At 46.3% G+C, this 24,955-nt stretch carries 18 protein-coding genes; 3 read left to right on the forward strand and 15 right to left on the reverse strand.

The window, feature by feature from the left end; all coding sequences use genetic code 11:
- The first annotated feature begins 529 nt into the window (after positions 1–529).
- Entirely contained in the window at positions 530–1,543 is a 1,014-nt protein-coding gene (rluF, locus tag AC3A8L_RS05395) for a 23S rRNA pseudouridine(2604) synthase RluF (RefSeq protein WP_487961213.1), read from the forward strand.
- A 145-nt stretch (positions 1,544–1,688) separates the two neighbouring features.
- Here rluF and AC3A8L_RS05400 read toward each other — a convergent pair whose 3' ends face one another.
- The gene (locus AC3A8L_RS05400; RefSeq protein WP_487961214.1) at positions 1,689–3,068 is read right to left on the reverse strand and encodes a hypothetical protein; all 1,380 of its coding nucleotides are present in this window, start codon (positions 3,066–3,068) and stop codon (positions 1,689–1,691) included.
- The gene (locus tag AC3A8L_RS05405) at positions 3,065–5,335 is read right to left on the reverse strand and encodes a DUF3857 domain-containing transglutaminase family protein (protein ID WP_487961215.1); all 2,271 of its coding nucleotides are present in this window, start codon (positions 5,333–5,335) and stop codon (positions 3,065–3,067) included. Before AC3A8L_RS05405 ends, AC3A8L_RS05400 begins: the two co-directional genes overlap by 4 nt.
- 180 nt (positions 5,336–5,515) lie before the next feature.
- Between AC3A8L_RS05405 and AC3A8L_RS05410 the strand changes: the two genes are divergently transcribed.
- Complete coding sequence (locus AC3A8L_RS05410; RefSeq protein WP_487961216.1) at positions 5,516–6,370, forward strand: hypothetical protein; 855 nt, start codon at positions 5,516–5,518, stop codon at positions 6,368–6,370.
- A 45-nt stretch (positions 6,371–6,415) separates the two neighbouring features.
- The gene (locus tag AC3A8L_RS05415) at positions 6,416–8,314 is read left to right on the forward strand and encodes a DUF349 domain-containing protein (RefSeq protein ID WP_487961217.1); all 1,899 of its coding nucleotides are present in this window, start codon (positions 6,416–6,418) and stop codon (positions 8,312–8,314) included.
- Between the two features lie 172 nt (positions 8,315–8,486).
- Here AC3A8L_RS05415 and der read toward each other — a convergent pair whose 3' ends face one another.
- The 13 genes from der to clpX form a co-directional block, all read right to left on the reverse strand.
- Complete coding sequence (der, locus tag AC3A8L_RS05420) at positions 8,487–9,995, reverse strand: ribosome biogenesis GTPase Der (protein ID WP_487961218.1); 1,509 nt, start codon at positions 9,993–9,995, stop codon at positions 8,487–8,489.
- A 141-nt stretch (positions 9,996–10,136) separates the two neighbouring features.
- Complete coding sequence (bamB, locus tag AC3A8L_RS05425; RefSeq protein WP_487961219.1) at positions 10,137–11,348, reverse strand: outer membrane protein assembly factor BamB; 1,212 nt, start codon at positions 11,346–11,348, stop codon at positions 10,137–10,139.
- A complete protein-coding gene (locus AC3A8L_RS05430; RefSeq protein ID WP_487961220.1) occupies positions 11,345–12,091 on the reverse strand; it encodes a YfgM family protein in 747 nt (248 codons plus the stop codon). The genes bamB and AC3A8L_RS05430 overlap by 4 nt, the downstream gene beginning before the upstream one ends.
- 81 nt (positions 12,092–12,172) lie before the next feature.
- Positions 12,173–13,450, reverse strand: a complete 1,278-nt coding sequence (gene hisS / locus AC3A8L_RS05435) for a histidine--tRNA ligase (RefSeq protein WP_487961221.1) — start codon at positions 13,448–13,450, stop codon at positions 12,173–12,175.
- Positions 13,451–13,769: 319 nt separating this feature from the next.
- Positions 13,770–14,882 (reverse strand): flavodoxin-dependent (E)-4-hydroxy-3-methylbut-2-enyl-diphosphate synthase, encoded by a 1,113-nt coding sequence (gene ispG, locus AC3A8L_RS05440; protein ID WP_487961222.1) that lies wholly within the window; start codon positions 14,880–14,882, stop codon positions 13,770–13,772.
- 26 nt (positions 14,883–14,908) lie between these two features.
- On the reverse strand, positions 14,909–15,847 hold the full coding sequence (locus AC3A8L_RS05445) for a helix-turn-helix domain-containing protein (RefSeq protein ID WP_487961223.1): 939 nt from the start codon (positions 15,845–15,847) through the stop codon (positions 14,909–14,911).
- Between the two features lie 34 nt (positions 15,848–15,881).
- Positions 15,882–16,643, reverse strand: a complete 762-nt coding sequence (pilW, locus tag AC3A8L_RS05450; RefSeq protein ID WP_487961224.1) for a type IV pilus biogenesis/stability protein PilW — start codon at positions 16,641–16,643, stop codon at positions 15,882–15,884.
- Positions 16,644–16,674: 31 nt separating this feature from the next.
- The gene (gene rlmN / locus AC3A8L_RS05455) at positions 16,675–17,835 is read right to left on the reverse strand and encodes a dual-specificity RNA methyltransferase RlmN (RefSeq protein ID WP_487961225.1); all 1,161 of its coding nucleotides are present in this window, start codon (positions 17,833–17,835) and stop codon (positions 16,675–16,677) included.
- A gap of 14 nt (positions 17,836–17,849) precedes the next feature.
- On the reverse strand, positions 17,850–18,275 hold the full coding sequence (gene ndk / locus AC3A8L_RS05460) for a nucleoside-diphosphate kinase (protein ID WP_487961226.1): 426 nt from the start codon (positions 18,273–18,275) through the stop codon (positions 17,850–17,852).
- A gap of 329 nt (positions 18,276–18,604) precedes the next feature.
- Complete coding sequence (locus tag AC3A8L_RS05465; protein ID WP_487961227.1) at positions 18,605–20,470, reverse strand: SurA N-terminal domain-containing protein; 1,866 nt, start codon at positions 20,468–20,470, stop codon at positions 18,605–18,607.
- Between the two features lie 152 nt (positions 20,471–20,622).
- Positions 20,623–20,895 (reverse strand): HU family DNA-binding protein, encoded by a 273-nt coding sequence (locus AC3A8L_RS05470; RefSeq protein ID WP_236982181.1) that lies wholly within the window; start codon positions 20,893–20,895, stop codon positions 20,623–20,625.
- A gap of 206 nt (positions 20,896–21,101) precedes the next feature.
- On the reverse strand, positions 21,102–23,525 hold the full coding sequence (lon, locus tag AC3A8L_RS05475) for an endopeptidase La (protein WP_487961234.1): 2,424 nt from the start codon (positions 23,523–23,525) through the stop codon (positions 21,102–21,104).
- 123 nt (positions 23,526–23,648) lie between these two features.
- On the reverse strand, positions 23,649–24,935 hold the full coding sequence (clpX, locus tag AC3A8L_RS05480; RefSeq protein ID WP_487961228.1) for an ATP-dependent Clp protease ATP-binding subunit ClpX: 1,287 nt from the start codon (positions 24,933–24,935) through the stop codon (positions 23,649–23,651).
- Positions 24,936–24,955 lie beyond the last annotated feature (20 nt).

Consider the following 24,955-nt stretch of genomic DNA (forward strand, 5'->3'; position numbering starts at 1 on the left):
GATCTCGACCTCCTTATCTTCGTTGCTCAAAGCGTTACATGCCCCGGCATGCGCCCCTTTAAGCGCCTCGATAAGAAAGTCGATATCTTCGCCTAATTGGATAAACTATTATTGCCTCGCCCCTTACACTAAAAAATAGAGCCTCTATCGTTAGACGAAAACTTAAAACCCTTTACCTGAAGTAGGAACAAGGAAGGTCAAAGTACATGAAAATTAGGTGTTACCAATTAAATATCAATATGCCGAAATCAAACAACTAGCCACACATCAAACTAGAACACTAGAGTAGCCAAACAATAATATCGAAGATGTATTTAATGAACAGGGAAGCCCCCCCCCCCTATTGATAGCGTCTCTGCCGGTGAGCAATAAAGCCGATAAGTTGAAACGCCTCTTCAGTCCAACAACAAAGAAAAAGCCATACCATCAATATCGCCTATAGCCCGCAACCCTTAGGGCTTTATTGGGTTGTTTGGGTTAACAGAATAGGTAAGAATGGCGGCCTATTATCCTATGTGGCTGCGCATACATGCTTAACCCAACCTCTACACGTCTCAATAAATACATCAGCGAAAGCGGATTATGCTCTCGCCGTGATGCCGACCGCTTTATTGAGCAGGGGAATGTCTATATCAATGGCAAGCGCGCGCAAGTGGGCGACCAAGTGGGCCAGAACGATAGCGTAAAAGTGAACGGCCAACTCATCGACCCACCCGACAACAACCTTGTGCTTATAGCCCTTAACAAACCCGTAGGTATTGTTAGTACTACAGAACAATCTGAGCGAGACAACATCGTCACCTTTGTAAACCACGGGGTGCGCATCTTCCCTATTGGCCGCCTAGACAAGGATTCGCAGGGCCTTATTTTTCTTACCAACGAAGGCGATCTTGTCAACAAAGTATTAAGAGCGGGCAACAACCACGAAAAAGAGTACCTAGTGACCGTCACGCGACCCATCAGCGATGACTTTATTGCAGGCATGGCCAACGGCGTTCCCATTTTGGGTGCCGTCACCAAAAAATGTAAGGTGGTTAAAGAGTCACAATACGTGTTTCGAATCACGCTAATACAAGGCCTTAATCGCCAAATACGCCGAATGTGCGATCACTTTGGTTACGACATTAGCAAGCTAGAGCGTGTTCGCATTATGAATGTGGACCTAAAAGGCATAGCCCTAGGCGACTGGCGCGACCTTACTGAAAAAGAAATGGCCGGGCTTTTTAAGATGATTGAAAGCTCCTCCTCTGAGGCGCCATCACAACAAAAGCCTCGCAAACAAACTAGCAATCCTAAAAAATCGAGCACAAAAAACAACGACCGTAACACTAGTAATAAACGCGGCCCCACCCCCAAAAACACCCCTACTAAAAGTAAGCGCCCTAGCAGCACGGGTAACAAAGCCGCAAAAGGGAAACCCAGCGCAGCCAATAGCCGGCCAGCAAAAGCGACAGGCAGCAAGCCCGCTAAAGGCGCAAGGCCTAAACCGAGCAGCACAAGAAACCAAACGAAAAATTCAACATCAAGAGCAAAGAAAAGGTAAGTAAAAAGACGTGGAGCCTACCCACCCGAGACAGGCTTGCTAACTTATGTATAAGCACAACGCCAATGCGTGAAGATTTTAACCAAACCCATAATGAAAAAACATTACTCTGTATTAAAGGCCATTTTTTAGCGGTAAGGAAAATTTATTCCAACAACGTTTCTGCCAGCAGGCTTTCGAGTGAAAACGCTAACTTCAGAGCCTTTAAACGGCTCAAATGCTTTTGCAGCGCAATGATGTCATCATTCACCCAGGCATTAAAACCAGCATAGAAGTCTAATTGCGCGAGCTGACAGCGATCAGAATCATTGTCTTTCAAAATATCGCCGTAAAACGTATCACCATTCATTAATTGAAATAACAGTGCTGACCAAGGATTATTATGCGACAACTGACTAGACTTAGGCCAAACATCATCAAAAGTAATAGCCTCATCCTCAGCATGCGCTACCGCCGCGATTAATCCTGCGAGCAAAACATCGTAAGAACCCAAGGGGTATTTTGCACTGATATAACCAGGGTAATACTCTACCGCCAATGACCATTGCTCAGTTAACATTAAGTAATCGATATAAGCCCTGCCCTGCGGCTGAGTTTTTAAATCCGCAATTTTATTCGCTTGCTCAAAAACCTGTTTCGCTTTATCCAGCTCACCACTATAAATATACAAATACGCCGCTTGCCAGAGGCTGGTCAACTCTGCTTTATTAGCCAGCATGGCCGCCTCATTGAGCATAAGGGGCGTTAAACCCAGCACCCCATAAATAATACCCACGGGGTAATGAACGTCAGCGTCCGGATTAATTTCTAATACTTTACGATACAAGCTTAATGCAGGCATTAACGCATCCGCCTCATCTTGTATGCAGGGTTTTTCTAACGCATTTTGATAAAGGTGATTCGCTAACGTATTGAGATACAAGGGCTCTAAAGGATCATTTCGCGCGGCCTCAACAAGCGTAGCTTCTGCCAACATTTCGTGCCCCATAACCATGAGATGCTCAGCAAACACCGACCTTACTGTCGCGTTAAGCGGCGAATCTTGTACCGCCAGCAATAGGTTTTGCAATAAAAGTCTATCCGTAATGGCCGCAGGTTTTAGCACTTTAATAGCCACGTTGCGCTGATAAGCGGCAAAAGCCGGTGGGAAATATTCCCGCTGAATTAAAGGCGGTAACTTCGGATACACATGCGACAGCCCAGCCCAACTTTCCTTATAACTCAGCAAAGTATTGTCTAGCATTTGAGCATTTAAATAGTAAAAACTGTATAAACCACGCAACGCAGGAACATAGCCTGGAGATGCATCCAACAGCCCCTTATAACCTTGTAAAATAGTTCGCCCCAAATGATCACTAGGTGCTTGAAGGTAAACCTGAACATCCTTATCGATCTGAGTAACGGTATTAATCGGCAGTAAAGCCCCGTGGATATTTGTAGGTAACACTTTATGCTCGGTGCTTGCACACGCCACTAAACACAGCGCAGTAACAGCTATAAAAATACGAGCCAGAAAATGGCTCATGGCTGCGTATATCCCAATTTTTCTGCCAATTTAAAGGAAGCGGCAGCTTCATCTAATAGTGCGTTATAACCCTGAGCCAACCCCAGTAAATACAGGGCTTCACCGCTATCAGGGGCAAGTGCAGCAACTTGCTTGGCTGTAACGAGTGCTGTCGAAAATTGCCCGCGCGCTAGACTGCCCCGAATCCCCTCAAGCATTTCTGCTACATTATTTTTAGCCGTCAAGACCTTATCATTATTCTCCACAGCCCCAGCGATGTTGTAGGCTACCGCAAAACCTTTTTCATCAATCAAACTCATTATCGCTTCATAAAAGGCTGCGTAAGCTACTTTATCCAGTGTAAGAGAAGGTAAGCTCAATTGAGCTTCCACCTCGATTCCTGTTGGTTTACTTTGACTTTTTTGTATCACTGAAAACCATGGCGTGGTGATATTGGGGCCTACACTAATTAACTCCTGATATTCCTCCTCTGCTTTTTTGAAGACAACCCTAGTCTCAAGCACAAAACCCGGATCAAGTTGAAAGGGCTGTACGCGCTCACTGGGTTTGTGCCATTGATAAATCCCTGCAAACACGCCTAACAACTGACTTACATTAAAGCTAATACTTTCTGGCTCATCCTGGCGCCACGGTGTTTTAAAACGCCAAACACCCGAAATCTTAAAGGGTAACCAAAGGTTTTCTGCGTTTTCTACTTTTAACTGAGTCAGCTCAGCATTACCCATTAAGCTTGCAAGGCTGTCCTTTAGGGCTTTTTCTTTCTCCGCTTGGTACATCCACGTCGAGCGCAAACTTTGCTCATAAATACCGCTTAAGCTTAACGAAAAGTGCGCGATCACAGGCTCATCAAGCTTTCCATCGCTTCCTGGCGGCTCAAAAACCAAACTCAATTGTGCCCGATGCGATTTGATGGGTTTATTTGGAATGATGCTTAACGAGCGCTCACCTTCTTTTACAATTAAAGCCGGCTGACCTTCTAAGCTAATTCCGCCGCCCGGATAAAGCTGTTGATCCCCGGAGGTATCCAACCACATTGCGGGATGCCCCTGCTGTGCCGGCACATGGGTAATCATGTGGTCAAAATAAACACTCGGCACAGGCATTTCGGGCAGCCCCATGGCACGTGTTGCGACTAATGCCGGATAGGCCTCAACGCCAAGCGCACGTAACAACGCCACGGCCAATACAGTTTGATCCTTACAATCACCATAGCCATTTTTATAGACGTCCGGGGCTGAATGCGGCTCGTAGCCCCCCCGCCCCACATGCGCAAAAACATAACGCACTTGCTCATTCAATAATTGATAAACCGCACGCACTTTTTCATCATGGGTTGTCGCTCTGGCTGCAATACGCTGCACTTCAGCTGTGAGCTTTTTGTCCAATTGGATATGTGGCGCAAATAACGCTTTTGCCCACTCCGCTACCGATTGCCATTGGTTTGCTGTAGAAACAGAAATAAAGGGCACGATACCGTCCTCCCTTGGCATATAGGCTTGCAACGGTATTGCACCTAGTTGCTTAGCCGACCAATGCCACTCCCTGCCGGCCGCTGAATTTTTGGTACTGTGTTTAACCCTATCAGGGTGGGATATTGCCGTTTTTAAAGCCAATGTTTTTGGACCAACTAATGTCACTTCTCGCGAGATAACAGGGTCCAGGCGCGAGCTTTGTCCTCCCGCTCGCCCTTGCCACCAATAAAGCCAAAAACGCGAAAAATAAGCCTCCGGCATAATGGCGGCAATACCTTGGCGGGTGTACTGAAACTCAATAATGCTGCCGGGCCTAACATTCGGTAGCGAAAAGGTCAGCTCTTTGCGATCTTGATAAAAATTATTCTGAGAAGGACTTTGGACCTGAATAGCATCGGGGAGTACATCCTCCAACCTCCCCTGCTCGGTCAATACACGCGCGAAATCGAGCGTTAATGTTTCAAAATGTTCGTTATAAGGAATAGTCACTTGGCTATAGTCGCGCGCAGCCTCATCATCGATAATTGCGACCGAGAGATACACCACTGTATTAGGCAGATTCTCATCACTAAGGATAATATGCGATTTCCGCAGCAGTACCTCCGCACCCGCATAAGGAGAGGCGCTATAGGCCGCCTTTTGCTCGCGCAAGGCACCTGCAAGACTTTGCGGGCTCGGCTCCGCAGCTTGCACGACTAAAGAGCACCACAAGCCTCCGAACAACATGAGCCCTAATAATCCAATCAGCCTCGAATTAAAATCCATAACCCAACAAATCATGACCCAATTAAACATACCGCTTCCTTCAACAATCAAAACCGCGCAACTTTGCCGTCATACCGCGAAATTGAGCCTACAACTGGAAAACACATAGCGTGCATTTTTTAGGCGTATTGATTATGCTAAGCGCCTTTTATCTAACTGCCCGTCAGGCTAGGCTTTGCGGCCTGACTAATACGCCACAGAGAGCCCGCGATGATATCCTTTTTTAGCCGCTTGTTTAAAAAAGCACCGAGTGCAACCCCACACTCAAAGACTAGCACCAATAATGCACAAAACCGTGCCAATACGCCTGCCGAAACAGAGCAGCCCGTAACACCCAGCCATTACGGACCGGAATTACTGACTACTGCACGCTCGCCTAAGGCAAGTAAACAGCGCACTGCCGCGCGCCAGCACATTGCTAAACTTCTTGAAGACAACGCAATTACGCTAGCGCAAGTAACCTCAGATGCTGCAAATACGGATGAACTCTTAAATATTTGCTGTTACAACATCGCAGCGGTAAACGAAATCTTAAGTACCATAGTCGACCAACAAGCACTTGCAGCAATCGCCAACGAGGCATCTGCCGCCCAAGTGCGAAAAGCAGCGGCCGAGCAAGTTACCGAGCGCGATGCATTGGATAACATGCTAAAAGGCGCCAAAGGGAAAGATAAAAACGTTTATAAAGTGGCTAAATCGCGACTTGCTCTATTTAAGGCCGAAGACGAAGCTCTTGCCCAGCGCCATGCTCACTTAGCCAGCATATGCACCGATGCCGAGCGTCACGCCAAGAAACCCTTCGACCACCTTTATACGCACAAATTTGTTAGCTTGGAGCAGGATTGGCAAAGCCACGAGGCCGACGCAACCACCGAATTGCAAACACGCTTTGACAGCGCTATAGCCAAATGCCAAGCCACCATCGACACCGAGGTCGATAAAGGTAAAGCCGCTGCGCTAGCCGAGCAGCTGGCCAGCAGTATGGTAACCGCTATTGATGCCGCAACGTTAAACGTTAGCCAAACTGCACAAGCATTGTATGACGCGCAAACCCTTGATGCCTAAACTATCAAACAGTATCAAGAGCAGGTTAAAGAGCAAAGCCTAAGTGTGCAAACGCAAATTAACAGCGGGCAAAGCTCTAACGCGAAAAGTAACGAGCAACAAAAAGCACAGCAAAAAGCGCAGCAACGTTTTTACCAGGCAATAGAAGCCGCGCAAGCTCTGCTTAAATTCGTAGAGCAAAGCGGTACCGTAACAACTTTAGTGAATACCCTCATCGAACAAGATAAAGCAGCGGCCGAACAAACGCGCAAAGCTATCTCTGCACAGCTCAATATCCGCCATAATTTACCCGAGTTAAAAAGTGACGCAGCAGACAACGCTAAAGCCGCTATTGCTCAATGGCAGCAACAGCAAAATGATATTGCCGCAAAACGTAAAGCCCAGATTGCTCAAATCAGCGATCTTATCCGCCGAGCGAATATAGCCGCAACCAGTGGCCAAGTTAGGCGTGCGCGCGGTATAGCTAAAGAACTCAATGAAAAACGCACCGAACTTACCGATATTCCCGTGGGCATAACCAACAAGCTCGAGCAGCTAGATGACACAATGGCTAAGCTTGGCGATTGGCACGATTTTGCCGTAACACCTAAGAAAGAAGCCTTAGTTGAGCAAATGACCGCATTACAAGCGTCAGTGTTAGCACCTGATGACCTGGCCGATAAAATTCACAATTTACAAGATGAATGGAAAGTCTTATGTAAAGGCGGCCAAAACCAAGATGAAGAACTTTGGCAAGCCTTCCAAAAAAGTGCCGACATCGCGTTTGAACCTTGTAAAAAGCACTTCGCCGCACAGACTGAAATGCGCGAAAAAAATGCCGATGCACGCAAAGAATTAACGCAGCAACTTGAACAATACCACGAGGCCTATAACTGGGAACAAGCCGTGTGGAAAGATGTCGAGCAAACATTGCGGGTGGCCAAGGATACGTGGAAAACACTATGGCCAGTACCTCGCCAACAACAAAAAGAGCTGCAGGCCACCTTTGATATTACCCTAGACAAAATTCACGGCCAAATGAACAATGCTTACGAGGCCGTCAAGCAACAAAAAGAGCAACTCATCGCGCAGGCGGAACAAGCCGTTCAACACAGCGACCCGAAACAAGCTGCTGAAGATATCAAAAAACTGCAGCAAAATTGGAAGCAAGCAGGCCGGACCTTTCGAAAAGTTGATCAGCAGCTATGGTCTCAATTTCGTGCACTTTGCGATGAGGTTTTTAATAAGCGCCAAAATATTTTTGATGAAGCCAACGCCGAGCGAGATCAATTAACAGCTAAAGCCAATGAACTTATTCAACAACTTGATGCAATCGCACAAGAAGATGGCGAGAAGTTGCAAACACAAAGCAGTGAAATTAGTGATGTAAAAAAAGCATTTTCAGAGCTAGGCGAACTACCCAAAACTGAACACAGTAAATTCCAAGCATTATTAACGAATATCGATCGCAAAATATCGACTCATCGCACTACAGCACAACAACAAGCATGGAAAAGTTTATTTACTCTAAATACTGAAGTCAGTGCGTTTGAACTCAGTACGGACAACAGCGAAACAGAAACCCTAAAAGCACTTCTGAGCAGCACTAAATTACCCAGCGGTTGCAAAGAGGTTTTTCAGCAGCGTATTGATGCTATAGCTGCTGAAGGAAATATAGACAGCGCTTCAAGCGAGAATGCTCTACGTTTACTGTGTATACGTGCAGAAATTGCCAAAGGGATTGAGAGCCCTAGCGAAGACAAAGCTCTTCGCATGAGCTACCAAGTAGAGTCACTGAAGCAAAATTTTGGCGGCAGTAATCAAACAGATAACGCTGAAAGCTTGGCGCGGGAATGGATTACCGTTAGCCACTGCAAGCCTGAAAAACTCCAAACGTTACAGTCGCGCTTTCTACAAAATACGTTTGATCACCAAGCCGCCACAAAAGAAGCAGAGCCCGCGTAAAGAGATTATTGCATTTGGATCTATAGCGAGAGTATTTAGAAATACTCTCGCTATAACCACAAAAAAAGCCAGCATCTTTTGATGCTGGCTTTTTTATTTACTCATGCTTGTGTCGCTATAATTTATAACCTTAACGGAATAAACTATTACCCGTTAGCCCTACTAACTTGCGCTATTTCTTTTTAGGCCGGTGCTTGGCAGGCGGCTTACCTTTCTTGGCTATTTTCATAATACGGCTTTTCTTATCGGCAGGATTTTTGGTGAACTTATTTTTCCGCCCTTCGAAAGGATTCTCGCTCGACTTATAAATAATACGCATTGGCGTACCATGGAGATCCAACGCTTTACGAAACGTTTTTTCAAGATAACGCGTGTAATGCGCAGGCACAGCATCTGTTTGGTTGCCATGAATAACAATAATCGGAGGGTTGCTACCACCTGGGTGAGCATAACGAAGCTTAATACGACGACCATTCACCATATGGGGCGGATGAGTTGCCACCGCACCCTGCAAAATACGCGTTAAGAAGTTGGTCGACAGTTTATCGGTCGCCGCGTGATAGGCTTTTTCTATCGACTCGTATAAATGCCCCACTCCCGTACCATGCAATGCCGAGATAAAATGAAAGTCAGCAAAATCAATGAAGCGTAACTTTCGCTCTATTTCACTTTTAACGTAAGATTTGTGCTCTTGCTCTAAGCCATCCCATTTATTTAACGCAACGACTAATGCACGCCCCTCATTAAGCACTTGCCCCATAAGGTGCAAATCTTGATCGACCAAACCTTCCTCGGCATCAATCATCAGAATAACAACATTGGCATCGGCAATGGCTTGCAATGTTTTAACAATTGAAAACTTTTCGACAGCGAGAGTAATATTTTTACGTCGACGAATACCTGCAGTATCAATAATGGTATAAAGCCGACCAAAGCGTTCATAGTCGATATAAACACTATCGCGCGTTGTACCGGGCATATCGAAAACAACCACTCGATCTTCGCCAAGCATACGGTTCACCAATGTCGACTTACCCACATTGGGACGCCCCACAATAGCGATTTTTATACCTTTGGCTATAGGTGGTTCAGAAGATAACTCGCCCTCAATAAACTCACCCTCAGCCACATCGGCATCAACATCAATATCAATATCAACGCTTTCGTCGAGCGCTTCCGAAACGCCCAGCCTTGGCAATACCTCGAAGACTTCACCTAATAATTGTGTAACGCCACGACCGTGAGCCGCCGCAATACCGTGGACCTCACCTAAGCCCAACTCATAAAAAGTGGCTGTCGCAACGTCGTGATTTAAACCATCAATTTTATTCGCCACAACTAATATAGGTTTACTACGCAGCCGCAAAAAACTGGCAATTTGTTGATCTGCCGCCGTTAATCCTGCCCTACAATCGACCAAAAATAAAACGAGGTCGGCCTCTTCAATCGCTAATCGCGACTGCTCGGCCATCACGGCATCAATGCCCTCTTCTTCACCACTGAGACCACCAGTATCAATCACGATGAAGCGTTCTTCCTCGTAACTGGCTTCGCCGTATTTACGGTCTCGCGTTAAACCAGAAAAGTTAGCGACAAGTGCGTCACGTGATTTTGTCAGGCGATTAAACAATGTCGATTTACCGACATTAGGACGGCCAACAAGGGCTATTACAGGAATCATAAGGACAACCAATTAGGTCTGTTCAGCTGCACAATTACAGATATTTCGAACAGTATCAAACAACAAAACCCCCGCAATGTGCGGGGGTTTTTAAAAATACATCGACATTATCGAACGCTATTTCTGCGCCAAATGATGCGATTATGGCTTAGCTTTAACAAGGTAGGCACTTAAAGCACCATTATCCGCCAGAATATAGATTGTGTCATTGTCAACCAACATTGGCGAACCGTAACCGTTACCAATCAATGATGCTCTAGCCGCAAACGCACCCGTTGTAGCGTTAAAGGCGTGCAAATAATTAGAGCTATCGACAGCAAGTACAAAATTATTCAGCACCGCTGGCGAACCCACATTACGGCGGTGTAAATCTTTACTGTGCCAAAGCTCTTTACCAGAAGTTAGGCCTCGAGCAATAACATGGCTAGTTTCGTCGACATAAAAAACAGCATCATTATTTGCGGCTAATTCATTGAAAATACTAGCATCTTCAGCCCAGCTAATTTTCCCTGTTCCTCGGCTTACAGCGACGATTCGGCCATTTGCGCCTGCAGAGATAATAAAAGGACCGCTAGCTATAGGCGTTACATCAAGATCAACAGCGCGCTCAAGCTCGGTAATACCTTGCGGCTGGCTCACCCGCACAGACCAGCGAAGATCACCTTCTTGTGTTCCGAAGCTGAGTAACTGACCGTTATCGAAAGCTACGAACGCTTGCTTAGCCACCAACAAGGGTGACGCCTGAGCACGGAAAGTGAGTAGCGGCTGAGGATGATCATAATTCCACAGCTGTGCACCTGTTTCAGCATTCAAAGCAAATAAGCGGCCATCAATAGCACTTACAAGCACCTCCTGACCGTTACTTTGAGGCGGCGCTAACACTTCCGTACTGACCTTAGCGGACCATAATATACGCCCATCTTCTGCAGACAAAGCAAAGACATCACCATTGGTCGTCGCGGTATAGAGCACATCGTCATGCAAGCTAATGCCTGCACTAACGTCTTTACTCACTGCCGAGCGCCATAGCGTTTTACCATTTTTTTTGTTAACGGCAAATACGGCACCTTTATGAGTCACCGCAAATAGGGTGTCGCCCTGCTGAGCCAAGTAAAAGCGTTGATAGAGGCTGCCACCAAACATTGGCCGACTGTAAACACGCCCCGACTTAAAAGGCCCGATGCCGGTTGTGCGAGCATTGCCGTCTAATGATGTATGCCAGCGGCTGTTAATAACTGCCGTAGACTCAAAAACAGCCAGTTCGGCAGGTACAAGAGAAGCATCTTTAGCCGTGCAACCCACAAATAAACTTAGCGCCAATGCCACTAAGCCAAAGCGAACCAATGACTTCATTCAGCAGCCTCGGTCGGTGCTACAGCATGGGGATTAATACCGTGAGGGTTTGAACCAATCGCTAATGGTGATGCACTCGCAACACGCGCATTATCCATTTTGAATTTAAGAATGTTTGAACGCATGCCACCGTTAGATTCCTGCCCCTCGAGTGCCGCTACAGCAGATTCGAAAGCGGTATAAGCTTCATCTAAACGACCCAAACTCGCCAAAACATCACCGCGGGCTTCAGCATAGCCAGCCGTAAAGGCTTCCGAAGGCGCTGTAGCAAGCAGAGATAGTGCATCCTCGGTATTACCCAGCGCTGCTTTTACACGCGCCAAGCGTAATGTTGCTAACTCAATAGATGATTGTGTTTGGCTATTAGCAATTACCGCCCCGAGTAATTCAGCAGCCTTGTCGTACTCTGCCGCTTCAACAGCCATTTTGGCTAAATGAAAGCGGGATAAATCTGCATAAAGCCCTGTATTGTCCACGGCCAGTACTGCCTTAGCAGCTTCAACCACTCCAGCCTTTTGCTCTGGATTTAAAGTTGCATCACCCGCAGCCGTAGCCGCTGTAATAACCTTGTCATACAAACCCGAATTTGCTTGATCCGTTTTTTCCTGCGCGGATTGATAGGCACCAAACCCGAAATATCCTGCACTAGCCAGCACAACAGCGGCTACGGTAAATTTACCGTTATCTTTCCACCAACGCTTAAATGCTTCAATTTGCTCTTCTTCTGTTAAATGGTCGGACACAAGATTCTCCTAATATTATTGTTTCTTATTTCTACTCGATAACTTCATTAAGCATCCAAGCAGTTTTGTTTGTATAGCCCCTTAAACATCCATCAAGGCTTTAATTTCATTCACAATATCGCTATCGGGTATGTTCTTTTGCGGCTCATCACGACGCAGATGTTTGACGGTTACGGTACCTTCAGCCACCTCACTATCACCCACAATCAACGCCAATGTCGCACCGCTTTTATCGGCACGCTTTAATTGGTTTTTAAAGCTACCGCCACCGCAATGGCCGACGACGCGTAAAAACGGCATAGCATCGCGCACTTGTTCAGCAAGTGCAATTGCTTTGGTCTGTACATCGCCAACAGCGGCAACATAAATATCAACAAGATCATCAAGACCTTCAGGCAAGGCATTCAGTTCCACCAAGAGTAAAACTAAACGCTCAACACCCATGGCACAACCGAAAGCCGGTGTTGGGCGCCCGCCTAGATGCTCAACAAGCGTATCGTAGCGACCACCCGCACAAACAGTACCCTGCGACCCCAGTGACGTCGTTACCCACTCAAATACGGTGTTGCTATAGTAGTCCAATCCCCTGACTAAGCGTGGATTAACCTCGTAACTTACACCTGCAGCATCCAGTAGCTTTTTAAGCGTATCAAAGTGCTCTATGGATTCGGTCGATAAGTAATCGTGCAGGATAGGCGCATCATTGAGCAACGCTTGTGTACTCTGAACTTTGCTGTCTAGTATCCGCAGCGGGTTAGTCACTAAACGACGCTGGCTATCCTCATCAAGTTCAGTTTTGCGCGCCTCTAAATATTGCACCAAATCATCACGGTAGTTTTGTCGTGCTTCACTGGAGCCCAGCGTATTTATTTGAAGCGTAACAGATTGGCTGATACCCAATTCGCGCCACAAACGAGCCGTCAATATTAACAATTCAGCTTCAACATCGGGGTTAGAAAAACCAAAGGTTTCGACCCCTATTTGATGAAATTGTCTCAGGCGCCCTTTTTGTGGTCTCTCGTAGCGAAACATGGGCCCTTGATACCATAAACGTTGCGTTTGGTTGTAAAGCAGGCCGTGCTGTTCGCAAGCGCGAACACAGCTAGCAGTCCCCTCTGGGCGCATACTTAAGCTATCGCCATTACGATCATCAAAGGTGTACATTTCTTTTTCAATGATATCGGTTGCTTCACCAATACCACGTTTGAAAAGATCGGTACTTTCAACAATAGGAAATCTAATTTCATTGTAGCCGTAGCGAGCAAGTACATCACTGACGGTTGCTTCAACATGCTGCCATGCAGGAGAGTCGCTGGGCAGTAAATCATTCATGCCTTTAACGGATTGTATTTTTTTCAAGGTAAATCCTAGTATTCATTGAATCTTTGCCCAGTAATACTGAGACAATGAGAAAAATAAGCGGTAATTTTAACCTAAGGGGCAAGGCGATAATAGTTTTCCAGTGAGGCGAAGGAATCGGCTTTCTTACCAAGGTGCTTAGAAGGTCCGCATGCCTAAGCCTAGTCAGCAGGGTAACGCATCGATGTAGAACCCTCTTAATTAGACATTGCGGAGCATTATGTCGAGGAGCAGCTACCGAGGCATGCAACGCTTTGAACAACAAAGGTAAGGGCCTCGACATCAAGCATCAATGGATGAAAACTTGCTTTCCTCCCCCCTAAGCTTTAGCGATTATATTTTCCTCTAACGCTTCTTTTTCTGCAGCCTTACGACGAATCATAGCCTCCAGCTCATCCACTAAGTTTTCATTCCCTAGCTTAGTATTGGGCACACCGTCTTTATAAATCAAATTTCGAGGTGAACCGCCAGCCAAGCCTAAATCAGCTTCTTTTGCCTCGCCGGGGCCATTAACAACGCAGCCAATAATAGCCACATCGAGCGGAGTTTTAATATCTTCTAGGCGATTTTCGAGGTCATTCACCGTTTTAATAACATCAAAATTTTGACGAGAACAACTAGGGCAAGCAATGAAATTTACACCTTTCGTTCGTAGCTTAAGGCTCTTCAGAATATCCCACCCGACCTTAGCCTCTTCAACAGGGTCAGCCGCAAGAGACACGCGTAAAGTATCGCCAATGCCATCCATCAACAGCATACCAAGTCCCACCGCGGACTTCACCGTTCCCGAACGCAACCCGCCGGCTTCGGTAATACCTAAATGCAAAGGCTGATCTATTTCCTTAGAAAGCAAGCGATAGGCTTCTACTGCCATAAAGACATTACTCGCCTTAACGCTGACTTTAAAATTTTCAAAATTTAAATCATGAAGTATGTTTACATGTCGAAGCGCCGACTCAAGTAATGCCTGTGGCGTTGGCTCGCCATATTTCTTTTGCAAATCTTTTTCCAAAGATCCCGCATTCACCCCAATTCGAATAGGAATATTTAAATCGCGTGCTTTATCCACAACAGCTTGAATACGTTTTTCTCGACCAATGTTACCAGGATTAATCCGTAAGCAATCAACACCTAAATCCGCAACCTTAAGCGCTATACGATAATCAAAATGAATATCCGCCACTAAAGGTACGTCAACTTGCTTTTTAATTTCACCAAAAGCATCTGCAGCCTCTAAGCTTGGAACAGAAACTCGGACTATATCCGCACCGGCAGACTGAATGCGCTTAATCTGATCAACTGTTGCAGCAACATCACAGGTTTCGGTATTTGTCATACTCTGAACGGTAATAGGTGCTCCGCCGCCAACAGGGACATTTCCTACCATTATTTGCCGCGTTTTACGGCGTACAATAGGGGACTCGCAATACATAATTAACTCTTTAAATAATGGGCCACTTAAGGGCCAACTTGAATACGTAATACACGACGCCCAGGCCTAGCGGTTAACTCAAGCAAACGCCCGTTAACAAAACCTTCCACCGCATTGGCATCACCCACTTTAAGGTCGAAAGGTGCCCTACCAACCAATTGAATTTCATCGCCATTTTTTGCTAATTTTGCCAGCTGTTTATGGCCATTCGCATCAACAACCTCTACCCAGCAATTCGCATTAAAAACTAACTTTAAAACGTCATTTGATAGATCGTCAGCGACCACTACTTCGCTTTCATTCGCTGTAGTTTCTTCTTCAATCACAAGGCGTTGGGACGAGCTTTGTGATTGAACGGCAGAAGCCAAGCTTGAAACACTTGAATCAACAGTTGCAACAACGGGTCTTTTACTCTCTTCGACCGAGGCCACTAAATCCCGTGAAATTAAATTTTCATCGCGCTGTGTCAACGGCACTCTTTCCTCGCGCGTTACAGCGCTGGCAATCGATATATCCGCAGAGGTTTGTAAAGCCCGAAGATCTTGGGCATGTCGATCACTCGCGACACTTTCTTTCTGTTGCGCAAAAAACCATTGCCCTAAAGCCATGAAAATAGCCAGCGCAACTGCCGTTGCAACCCATGGAGTCCAGTTCGTCGCTTTTCGTGGCTGAACTATTGGATTATTTCGCTCATCAATAAGTGCTTTGCGTTTAAAATAATCTTCCACAACCCGAACTAAAGGCTTTTCATCAACACCAACATATTTTGCATAGGCTTTAACATATCCAATCACAAAAGCCGGCGCCGTACCGGCTAATGAATACTCATCCCGCTCAATAGCCTCTAAGCGAGTTTCAATTATTCGTGTCGCTTCAGATATCTGCACCAAGGACTTGCCCTGTGATTGACGTGCTGCCAATAACTGCTGCCCGGGACTCACCTGCCCCCCTTCAGGTAAACTCACGACAAAATCCATTTTGAACACGCAAGCACATGCATTATTGACCCTCTATTAGCGTTTTATATTCGAGATACTCTTTTGAATAACCAAACATGTTTTTTAATGCCAGTGCCTGACTGGAGACCCTATCTTGGTTATCAAAAATGCGCTCAATGCGAATACCCAGCCACAAGCTACGCGCAGAGGGTTCGGTCAATTTGTTGTAGCGATCTAAGTAGCGTTTAGCTGTAGAATAATCTTGACCTTGGAAAGCAAGATCCGCTAGTTCGATGGCTGAAGGCGCCAGAGTCGAACGAAGATTTAGAGAGTGCGTGAAAGCGGCTTTGGCGCGCGCTATATTCCCAATCTCCAGTGCGCACCTGCCCGCAAAATACAACGAGTTAGCCCGTTCAGGATACGACAAGTCTTTAGCGACCTCCTCGAACTGAACAGACGCGTCTTCATACCGCCCCTGTCGAGACAAAAATAGTCCGTATGTATAGCGTGAAGAGGAGACTTCTTTCTTGCCGGCATACTTTATACTTTTTTGAAAATTTACTTCTGCTGGCTCAGGCTCGCCATTCAGCTGGTGAACAAGCGCCAATCCCTGTAGCCCACGCGCATTTTTCTTATCTACCTCTAAAACATCAAGAAACTGCCGTAAGGCTTGATCCCGATTGCCCGCATCAAGGTATTTCATTCCAAGTTCAATACGAGTATCCATAGCCTTGGCAGGGTCGACCTTTGACGCTTTTGTTACGCCGGTAGAAACACAGCCGGACAATAGCAGAATGCTAAAAACTAAATTTATCGCCTTCATCGTTATTGTTACTCGTATGACTAAAACTAAATTAAGGATTTCCGCCCACAAAATTAACCACTTCTTCTGATGCTACGCCAGATAAACCATAACGCGCACTTCTTCGGGTAATATCATTGACCTCGCCTGCAAGCTGGCCGCAAGCAGCATCAATATCTTCACCTCTTGTCGTACGTACCGTTGCCGTATAACCGGCATCAATTAAAATAGTCTGAAAGCGACGAAGAGCGTTATTGCTGACGCGCTTGTAATTGGATAAATTAAAAGGGTTAAACGGAATTAGATTAATTTTGACAGGAATATCTTTTAACAACTCAGCAAGTTCGTGAGCATGCTCGGGGCGATCGTTAACGTGATCGATCAAGGTGTACTCAATCGTGATTTTACGACGATTATCCGGCAAGCCCGTAATGTAACGCTCAGCAGAAGCAAGTAACATTGCTATGGGATATTTTTTATTAATAGGTACAAGCTCACTTCGCAAAGCGTCGTTGGGAGCGTGTAAGGATATCGCCAAACAAGCATCGGTATGATCGCCCAACTTATCTAGCATCGGCACTACGCCACTCGTACTGAGAGTTACCCTTCTTTTTGATAAGCCATAACAAAAATCATGCATCATGAGATTCATGGCATCGACGGAATTATCAAAATTCAACAATGGCTCCCCCATACCCATCATCACTACGTTAGTGATTTTGCGAGGCCCCTTTTCGGCCAACTGGCCAAATGATTTAGCCGCAATCCATACCTGCCCAATAATTTCGGCGCAAGTGAGGTCTCGGTTAAAGCCCTGCTTACCCGTGGCACAAAAACTACAATCTAGCGAACATCCAACCTGTGAAGACACACACAGTGTTCCTCGCTCTCCATCGGGAATAAAAACGGTTTCAACGGCATTGTTACCCCCAACTTTTATTAGAAACTTACGGGTGCCGTCAATACTGTCTAGCTGCTTAATAAGTTCTGGGGGCCTGACTTCAGCCACTCCTTTCAACTTTTCACGCAGCACTTTACTGATATTTGTCATTTCATCAAAATCAGTAACGCCGTACTGATGAACCCACTTCATCACTTGCGTAGCGCGAAATTTTTTCTCTCCGATGCTCTCAAAAAAAGCGACGAGCTTAGCCTCACTTAGGCCCAGCAAATTCACGTACTCGGTCGTGGACTCATCCGTACAACTAGACATATGACCTGCTTGCCTTAACGGCTAAAAATTTCGTTTTCAGAGAAAAAATAACTAATTTCGCGTGCAGCTGAAGCTTCGGAATCACTACCGTGAACAGCATTGCGAGAAACTTCTTTAGCAAAATCAGCTCGGATAGTGCCTGGGGCCGCATCCGCTGGATTAGTAGCACCCATAATATCGCGATTTTGAGCAATTGCATTTTCACCTTCCAGCACCTGAACCAGTACCGGCCCGCTCATCATGAATTCTACTAATTCACCAAAGAAAGGACGCTCTTTGTGCTCGGCGTAGAAGCCACCAGCTTTTTCTTCGGTGAGAAGCATCATTTGTGCCGCAACAACTTTTAAACCTGCATCTTCAAACCGGCTATATATTTTACCAATCACGTTGTCCGCGACTGCATCAGGCTTAACAATGGATAATGTACGTTCTACTGCCATGGGTAACTCCGTTTCAATGTGCCGTACAGAGACGGCACTGTTAAAAAAAAGCGGAATTATACGGGTTTTTGGCGCAAAGTGCTAAGTAAGGGCGCACCAAATTGTAGCGGCAAGTAAAGCATTGCTCCGGCGGCACCCAGGTTTACCGCAGCCCTCTAAAAAAGACGCCTTTTACACACCGATAAAATAAACGCTCGGCATCGTACTAAGGTATCGCCTGCTATTGAGAAACAGTCAAAACACTCACAGAGCTAGCACAAAAAAGCCCCGTAGACTTAGATCATACGGGGCCTTATTTCAATTAATTCAATAACTGAAGCTACAGGAATCTACTGCAGTTTATATTTGGCGTCTTCGAATACTCGATTCTCAAAAGCCTCAACAGAGCCCATTGCCAACTGATTGCGAAGCTGCTGCTCCATAGCCTCGCGCTGCTCTTTAGGCAGACTATCTACAGCGCCATCTTCCACAGATTGAAGTAAAACAATAGTTAGTTCAGTCGCCCCACTCACGGTAGACGTTACCGGGCTTCCCTCAACAGGACGAGGCATTGTAAAAACCTCTCGAGAGACAGTGAAATTAACATCAGCACTGCTTCGCTCAATACCATCAAAAGACTTGTACTCATAACCCGATGCTTCAGCAACAGAATCAGCCGAGTCACCCTGCTCTAGAGCAATAGACACCTGCGAGGCGAGCGCTTCCAACTCTGCTGCGGCTTTCTGATCCGAAAGTTGCTTTATAATTGCAGTCTTCACTTGCGCTAACGGTTTTAATGCCGCGGGAACTTTTTGTTTCAAACGAATGACATAAGCTTTATCGCCACCCACCTCAACAACCGGGCTATTCTGACCTTGCGCATAAACATCCTCAGCAAAAGCCGCACTGGACAACAAGGGAGCCGCAGCAACGCCAACTCCTCGCCCCTTCGCAAATAGCGGAGTAGACTTTACTGTCAAATTAAGCGCTTGTGCTGTGCCAGCTAAGTCGGGCGCACCGAAAGACAACTCTTCCAGTATTTGGATCTTCTCCAAATACTCATTCGATGCCTTTTGCTCTTTTAGCATTGCAAGTAAAGCCGTTTTTCGGGCTTCGAAACTCGCTGACTCAGCCACAACCTTGCTGTCAAGACGAATAAAGTGGATACCCGAATCTGTCTCGACAGGAGGAGAAACCTCGCCTTCAGCCAAAGCCATGGCAGCCTCTTCAAAAGCATCAGGGAAAGCTCCCTCAACCAAAGTACCCAACTCACCGCCAAGCGCTTTCGAACCCAAATCATCAGAATAGGTTTTAGCGAGCTCCGAAAACGATTTTCCAGAAGAAAGCTCACTTTGTATCTTAGCGACCTTATCGGCAGCGCCAGACTCATCATTCACCAAAATATGAGAAACCTTGTACTCCGTACGCTCAGTAAATTCAGATTTCTCACGTTCGAACTCTTCACGTAACTCAGCATCGGATACCGACTGCATAGCGGTCAACGCGGCAATTGATAATTCCACATAATCCAAAGATATTTTTTCAGCTTCGGTAAACTGCGCAGCATTACTGCTGTAATAAGACTCTGCATCCTCATCAGAGACAACCACCTTAGACTCAACTAAGCTGCGAGGAATGGTCACTGTTGAAAAACTACGCTTTTGACCCGCTACAGCAGCCATAGCATCCAACTCCAAACGAGTAACGAATTCACTATCATTAACGCCCTTAAAAAGCTGACGTAACACGTACGCATTAGCTTCGCTTTTAGCCAGCGTTGCGGGCGTGTAACCATAACTGCCAATGTAGTTGTTCAATAAAGCACTATTAAACTCACCATCACGTGTAAAAGCCGCGGCCAACTCGCCTTTTACTATCGCCGGCGCTACATTCATCCCCGCATCAGCAGCCGCTTGATGAAGCGCTTTTTGCCGCACTAAATTCATCAATGCTGGTCCACGCAAGCGATCATCATTCAGCATGTCGTTGCTTTCTTCCAACTGAAACTGTTGGCGCAAACGACTTTTTTGCTGCTCTATTGCGCGCTGCAGCTCAACACGCTCAACATCTTCGCCATTAACGGTAGCAACCTCACTACCCCCAACAGAATTAACGAATAGAGATTCCACACCAAATAACACCATGGCAGCAACTGCCACCCCAACAACTATTTTAGCTGTTGGTCCCTTCATGTTCTCACGCAAGCCTTGCAGCATTGTGTACTCCTACCAGGTCCTTATCAGACCGCATATGAAAAAAGGCGCTGATATTAGCGCCTTTTGATATTCTTTGTACTCGACGCTGTAACAACTTTAGGCTGCAATTAACAAATTAAAGTTGTTACATGCCCGCAACGCGGACCCATTAATTAATTAACGGCATCCTTAAGCGCTTTACCAGGCTTAAATGTTGGAATCTTCGCAGCCGCAATTTCAATTGGCTGTCCAGTTTGCGGGTTACGGCCAGTGCGCGCTGCGCGATCTTTCACTAAGAAAGTACCGAAACCAACCAATGCTACCTGATCACCCTCTTTTAAAGCGTTGGTGATTGAGTCAGTAACTGCGTCCAGCGCACGGCCAGCAGCAGCTTTTGAGATGTCTGCAGAAGCAGCAATGGCGTCAACCAATTCAGATTTATTCACGAAACGAACCCCTCTTTATTATTCGATGCAAGTGTTTTTAAAAACCAATTCCAGCGCACCAACGCCTGTGACGCTTAAGCATCACGGGCTTTGCGCAAGCGACGGACTGCGTTTTATACCAACTGCACTGAAGCCGGTCAAGAAAACCCAGCAACTATTAGCATGCAGCCTCATATTTGCTCACCAAACGATCAAAAATGACCCATTTAGTGAGTACTGATACTACTCTTCTCGCCCTGCGGCTCAAATGCTGCCGCCTCTAATACAGCATACTCTTCATCAGAATAAGGCTTAGGCGAGTCTTGAAGGGCAACTTCAAACACCTCATCTATCCACTTGACTGGCTTAATCACCAAATCAGCTTTGATATTGTCTGGGATCTCACGTAAATCCCCTTCGTTATCCTTGGGAATTAAAACGACCTTAATCCCACCTCGATGAGCGGCTAGTAACTTCTCTTTCAAACCACCGATTTTCAGCACTTCGCCACGCAGCGTGATTTCGCCCGTCATTGCGACATCCGCACGCACAGGAATGTTGGTGTACACAGAAACCAGCGCTGTGCACATCGCAATACCCGCAGACGGACCATCCTTGGGCGTAGCGCCTTCTGGAGCATGAATGTGTACATCGTGCCTATCAAAATGGTCCGGCGCGATGCCGAGTACTTTCGAGCGCGAACGAACCACTGTGATCGCAGCCTGAATAGACTCCTGCATCACATCACCCAAAGAGCCCGTTTTTACCATGCGCCCCTTACCTTTAACGGCAGACGCCTCGATGGTTAATAACTCACCGCCCACCTGAGTCCAAGCAAGCCCTGTGACTTGGCCAACCTGATTTTCTTCTTCCGCACGCCCAAAGTCTGCCTTTTTGGTGCCCAGCAACTCTTCCAAATCACTGGCTTCAACGCAAGTCTGTGCATTTTTTTCTTCACTGCGGATATGCTTAGTCACCACCTTACGACACAGCTTGGCCACCTCACGATCCAACCCTCGTACACCAGCTTCACGCGTATAAAAACGAATAACATCTCGCACAGCCGCTTCAGTTACATCAAATTCGCCATCCTTCAGCCCGTTTGCCTTAATTTGCTTAGGAATAAGGTAGCGCTGGGCGATGTTCAGTTTTTCATCTTCCGTGTAACCCGGTATACGAATAACTTCCATTCGATCGAGCAAAGGCCCAGGAATATTCATGGTGTTTGAGGTACAAACAAACATCACATCAGAGAGGTCATAATCAACCTCAAGATAGTGGTCATTAAACGAGTTGTTTTGCTCGGGATCTAACACCTCAAGAAGCGCGCTCGCAGGATCACCGCGATGATCCATCCCCATTTTGTCAATTTCATCCAACAAGAACAGCGGATTTTTAACCTCTACCTTGGACATTTTTTGCACTAACTTACCTGGCATAGAGCCAATATACGTCCGCCGATGGCCGCGAATTTCAGCCTCATCACGAACACCACCAAGCGCCATTCGCACAAACTTACGGTTAGTTGCACGAGCAATCGACTCCCCTAAAGAAGTTTTACCCACACCAGGAGGGCCAACCAAACACAAGACTGGACCTTTAATTTTTCGAACGCGTTTCTGTACCGCCAAATATTCAAGAATACGATCCTTAACTTCTTCCAAACCATAATGATCAGCATTCAGAATCTCTTCTGCGCGCTTTAAGTCATGTTTAACTTTACTACGCTTAGACCATGGAACATTAATCATCCAATCGACATAGGAGCGAACAACGGAAGCCTCTGCCGACATCGGTGACATCATTTTGAGCTTATGCAACTCGGCGCGCGTTTTCTTTTCGGCCTCTTTCGGCATGCCAGCATCGGTGATCTTTTGCTCAAGCTCCTCATGCTCGGTAGGCTCGTCACCGGTCTCACCAAGCTCACGCTGAATTGCCTTCATTTGCTCATTGAGATAGTACTCGCGCTGACTTTTTTCCATTTGCTTTTTAACGCGGCCACGAATGCGCTTTTCAACCTGAAAAAGGTCCGCTTCAGCATCCATTAACCCAACAAGGTGCTCTAGTCGCTTGAGGATACTAAACATCTCCAAGATTTCTTGCTTTTGAGGCAACTCTAAAGACATGTGAGCCGCAATCGTGTCGGCCATACGACCAGGCTCATCAATGCCGTTAAGTGACGTCATCACTTCTGGCGGCACTTTTTTGCTCATGCTCACATATTCATCAAAACGTTTGAGCAGGGACTTAGAGTAAACCTCAGCCTCCCTAGGGTCACAATCATCAACAGGAATAGGTTTCACGCTAGCCGAGAAATAATTCTCCTCTGCTGACACAAGCCCAACCTCAGCACGACGGCGCCCCTCAACCAAAACTTTAACTGTGCCATCCGGCAGGCGTAGCATCTGCAGCACTTGCGATACAGTCCCGACGCTATATAAATCTTCCGGAGTAGGCTCGTCGACACCAGACTGCTTCTGCGCCACCAATAGAATTTGCTTATCATCAGACATAGCCTGCTCTAGAGCAGCTATCGACTTCTCTCGCCCAACAAACAATGGAATAACCATATGTGGGTACACCACCACATCGCGTAACGGCAGTAGCGGTAAAGTAATGGTAGCTTGACCATCGGCAGACGTTATATCCATCATTGAGCCTCTAGAATTTCCGCAATATACGGAGTGACCAAGAGGTATAAGTATGGCCTCTTTGCCAAAAAACAACGATAAAAAAGGCCTCGAATGAGGCCTTTTGAAGGTGAAAGCAACTTTTTATTCGTCAGGTGCGACTTTAGAGGGCTTATCGACCTTCTCATAAACCAGCAACGGCTCAGACTCGCCTTTAATAACGGACTCATCTACAACCACCTTAGTAACCCCCTCCTCCGAGGGCAACTTATACATAGTCTCAAGCAACACTGACTCCATGATGGAGCGCAAACCTCGAGCTCCAGTCTTGCGGGCCATTGCCTTTAACGCTACGGCTTTTAAGGCCTCCTCACGGAAGTCTATATCAACACCCTCCATCTCGAATAAGCGGGAGTATTGCTTAACCAGAGAATTTTTAGGCTCTGCAAGGATGGCCATCAACGCATCGGTATCCAACTCATCAAGCGTTGCCACAACAGGTAGGCGGCCCACAAACTCAGGAATCAAACCAAAGCGAACTAAATCTTCAGTCTCCAATCCCTTAAGCGTTTCACCGACATTCTCTTTCGCGTCTTTGCTCTTCACTTCAGCACTAAATCCGATACCGCCCTTCTCCGAGCGCTCGCGAATAATGCGATCTAAGCCGGCAAAAGCACCGCCACAGATAAATAGGATATTAGACGTATCAACCTGCAAGAATTCCTGCTGAGGATGCTTGCGCCCCCCCTGAGGAGGAACAGACGCTACAGTACCCTCGATAAGCTTAAGCAAGGCCTGCTGAACACCCTCACCAGAAACATCTCGAGTGATGGAAGGATTATCCGATTTTCTTGAAATCTTATCGATCTCATCAATATAGACAATACCTTGCTGAGCCTTCTCCACATCGTAGTCACACTTCTGTAACAACTTTTGGATAATATTTTCAACATCCTCACCAACATAACCAGCTTCAGTTAGTGTTGTTGCATCAGCGATAGTAAAAGGCACATTCAACAAGCGAGCAAGTGTCTCAGCCAGTAACGTTTTACCGCTACCCGTTGGCCCCACAAGCAAAATATTACTCTTGCCCAGCTCAACCTCACCCTTCTTTTTACCGCCCTTACGTAGGCGCTTGTAATGATTGTAAACAGCGACAGCAAGCACTTTCTTAGCCTGCTTCTGACCAATCACATAATCATCGAGTGTTGAGGATATCTCTTGAGGCGTAGGCAAAGCATCTGAACCACCTTCTGCCTCACTCTCTTGAACCTCCTCTCTTATAATGTCATTGCATAGATCAACGCACTCATCACAAATGAATACAGAAGGACCCGCTATGAGCTTGCGTACTTCATGCTGACTTTTACCGCAAAAAGAGCAGTACAGTAGCTTACCATTATCATCTTGATCTTTGGTGTGGTCGGTCATTAAACCTCTCCGCCAATTAT

The sequence above is a fragment of the Marinagarivorans sp. genome, assembly GCF_982758155.1.

What these genes read in the sequence shown, in the direction of transcription:
- rluF (WP_487961213.1), top strand. Translation starts at nt 530, where the DNA reads ATGCTTAACCCAACCTCTACACGTCTCAATAAATACATCAGCGAAAGC.
- AC3A8L_RS05400 (WP_487961214.1), bottom strand. Translation starts at nt 3,068, where the DNA reads ATGAGCCATTTTCTGGCTCGTATTTTTATAGCTGTTACTGCGCTGTGT.
- AC3A8L_RS05405 (WP_487961215.1), bottom strand. Translation starts at nt 5,335, where the DNA reads ATGTTTAATTGGGTCATGATTTGTTGGGTTATGGATTTTAATTCGAGG.
- AC3A8L_RS05410 (WP_487961216.1), top strand. Translation starts at nt 5,516, where the DNA reads ATGATATCCTTTTTTAGCCGCTTGTTTAAAAAAGCACCGAGTGCAACC.
- der (WP_487961218.1), bottom strand. Translation starts at nt 9,995, where the DNA reads ATGATTCCTGTAATAGCCCTTGTTGGCCGTCCTAATGTCGGTAAATCG.
- bamB (WP_487961219.1), bottom strand. Translation starts at nt 11,348, where the DNA reads ATGAAGTCATTGGTTCGCTTTGGCTTAGTGGCATTGGCGCTAAGTTTA.
- ispG (WP_487961222.1), bottom strand. Translation starts at nt 14,882, where the DNA reads ATGTATTGCGAGTCCCCTATTGTACGCCGTAAAACGCGGCAAATAATG.
- pilW (WP_487961224.1), bottom strand. Translation starts at nt 16,643, where the DNA reads ATGAAGGCGATAAATTTAGTTTTTAGCATTCTGCTATTGTCCGGCTGT.
- rlmN (WP_487961225.1), bottom strand. Translation starts at nt 17,835, where the DNA reads ATGTCTAGTTGTACGGATGAGTCCACGACCGAGTACGTGAATTTGCTG.
- ndk (WP_487961226.1), bottom strand. Translation starts at nt 18,275, where the DNA reads ATGGCAGTAGAACGTACATTATCCATTGTTAAGCCTGATGCAGTCGCG.
- AC3A8L_RS05465 (WP_487961227.1), bottom strand. Translation starts at nt 20,470, where the DNA reads ATGCTGCAAGGCTTGCGTGAGAACATGAAGGGACCAACAGCTAAAATA.
- lon (WP_487961234.1), bottom strand. Translation starts at nt 23,525, where the DNA reads ATGGATATAACGTCTGCCGATGGTCAAGCTACCATTACTTTACCGCTA.
- clpX (WP_487961228.1), bottom strand. Translation starts at nt 24,935, where the DNA reads ATGACCGACCACACCAAAGATCAAGATGATAATGGTAAGCTACTGTAC.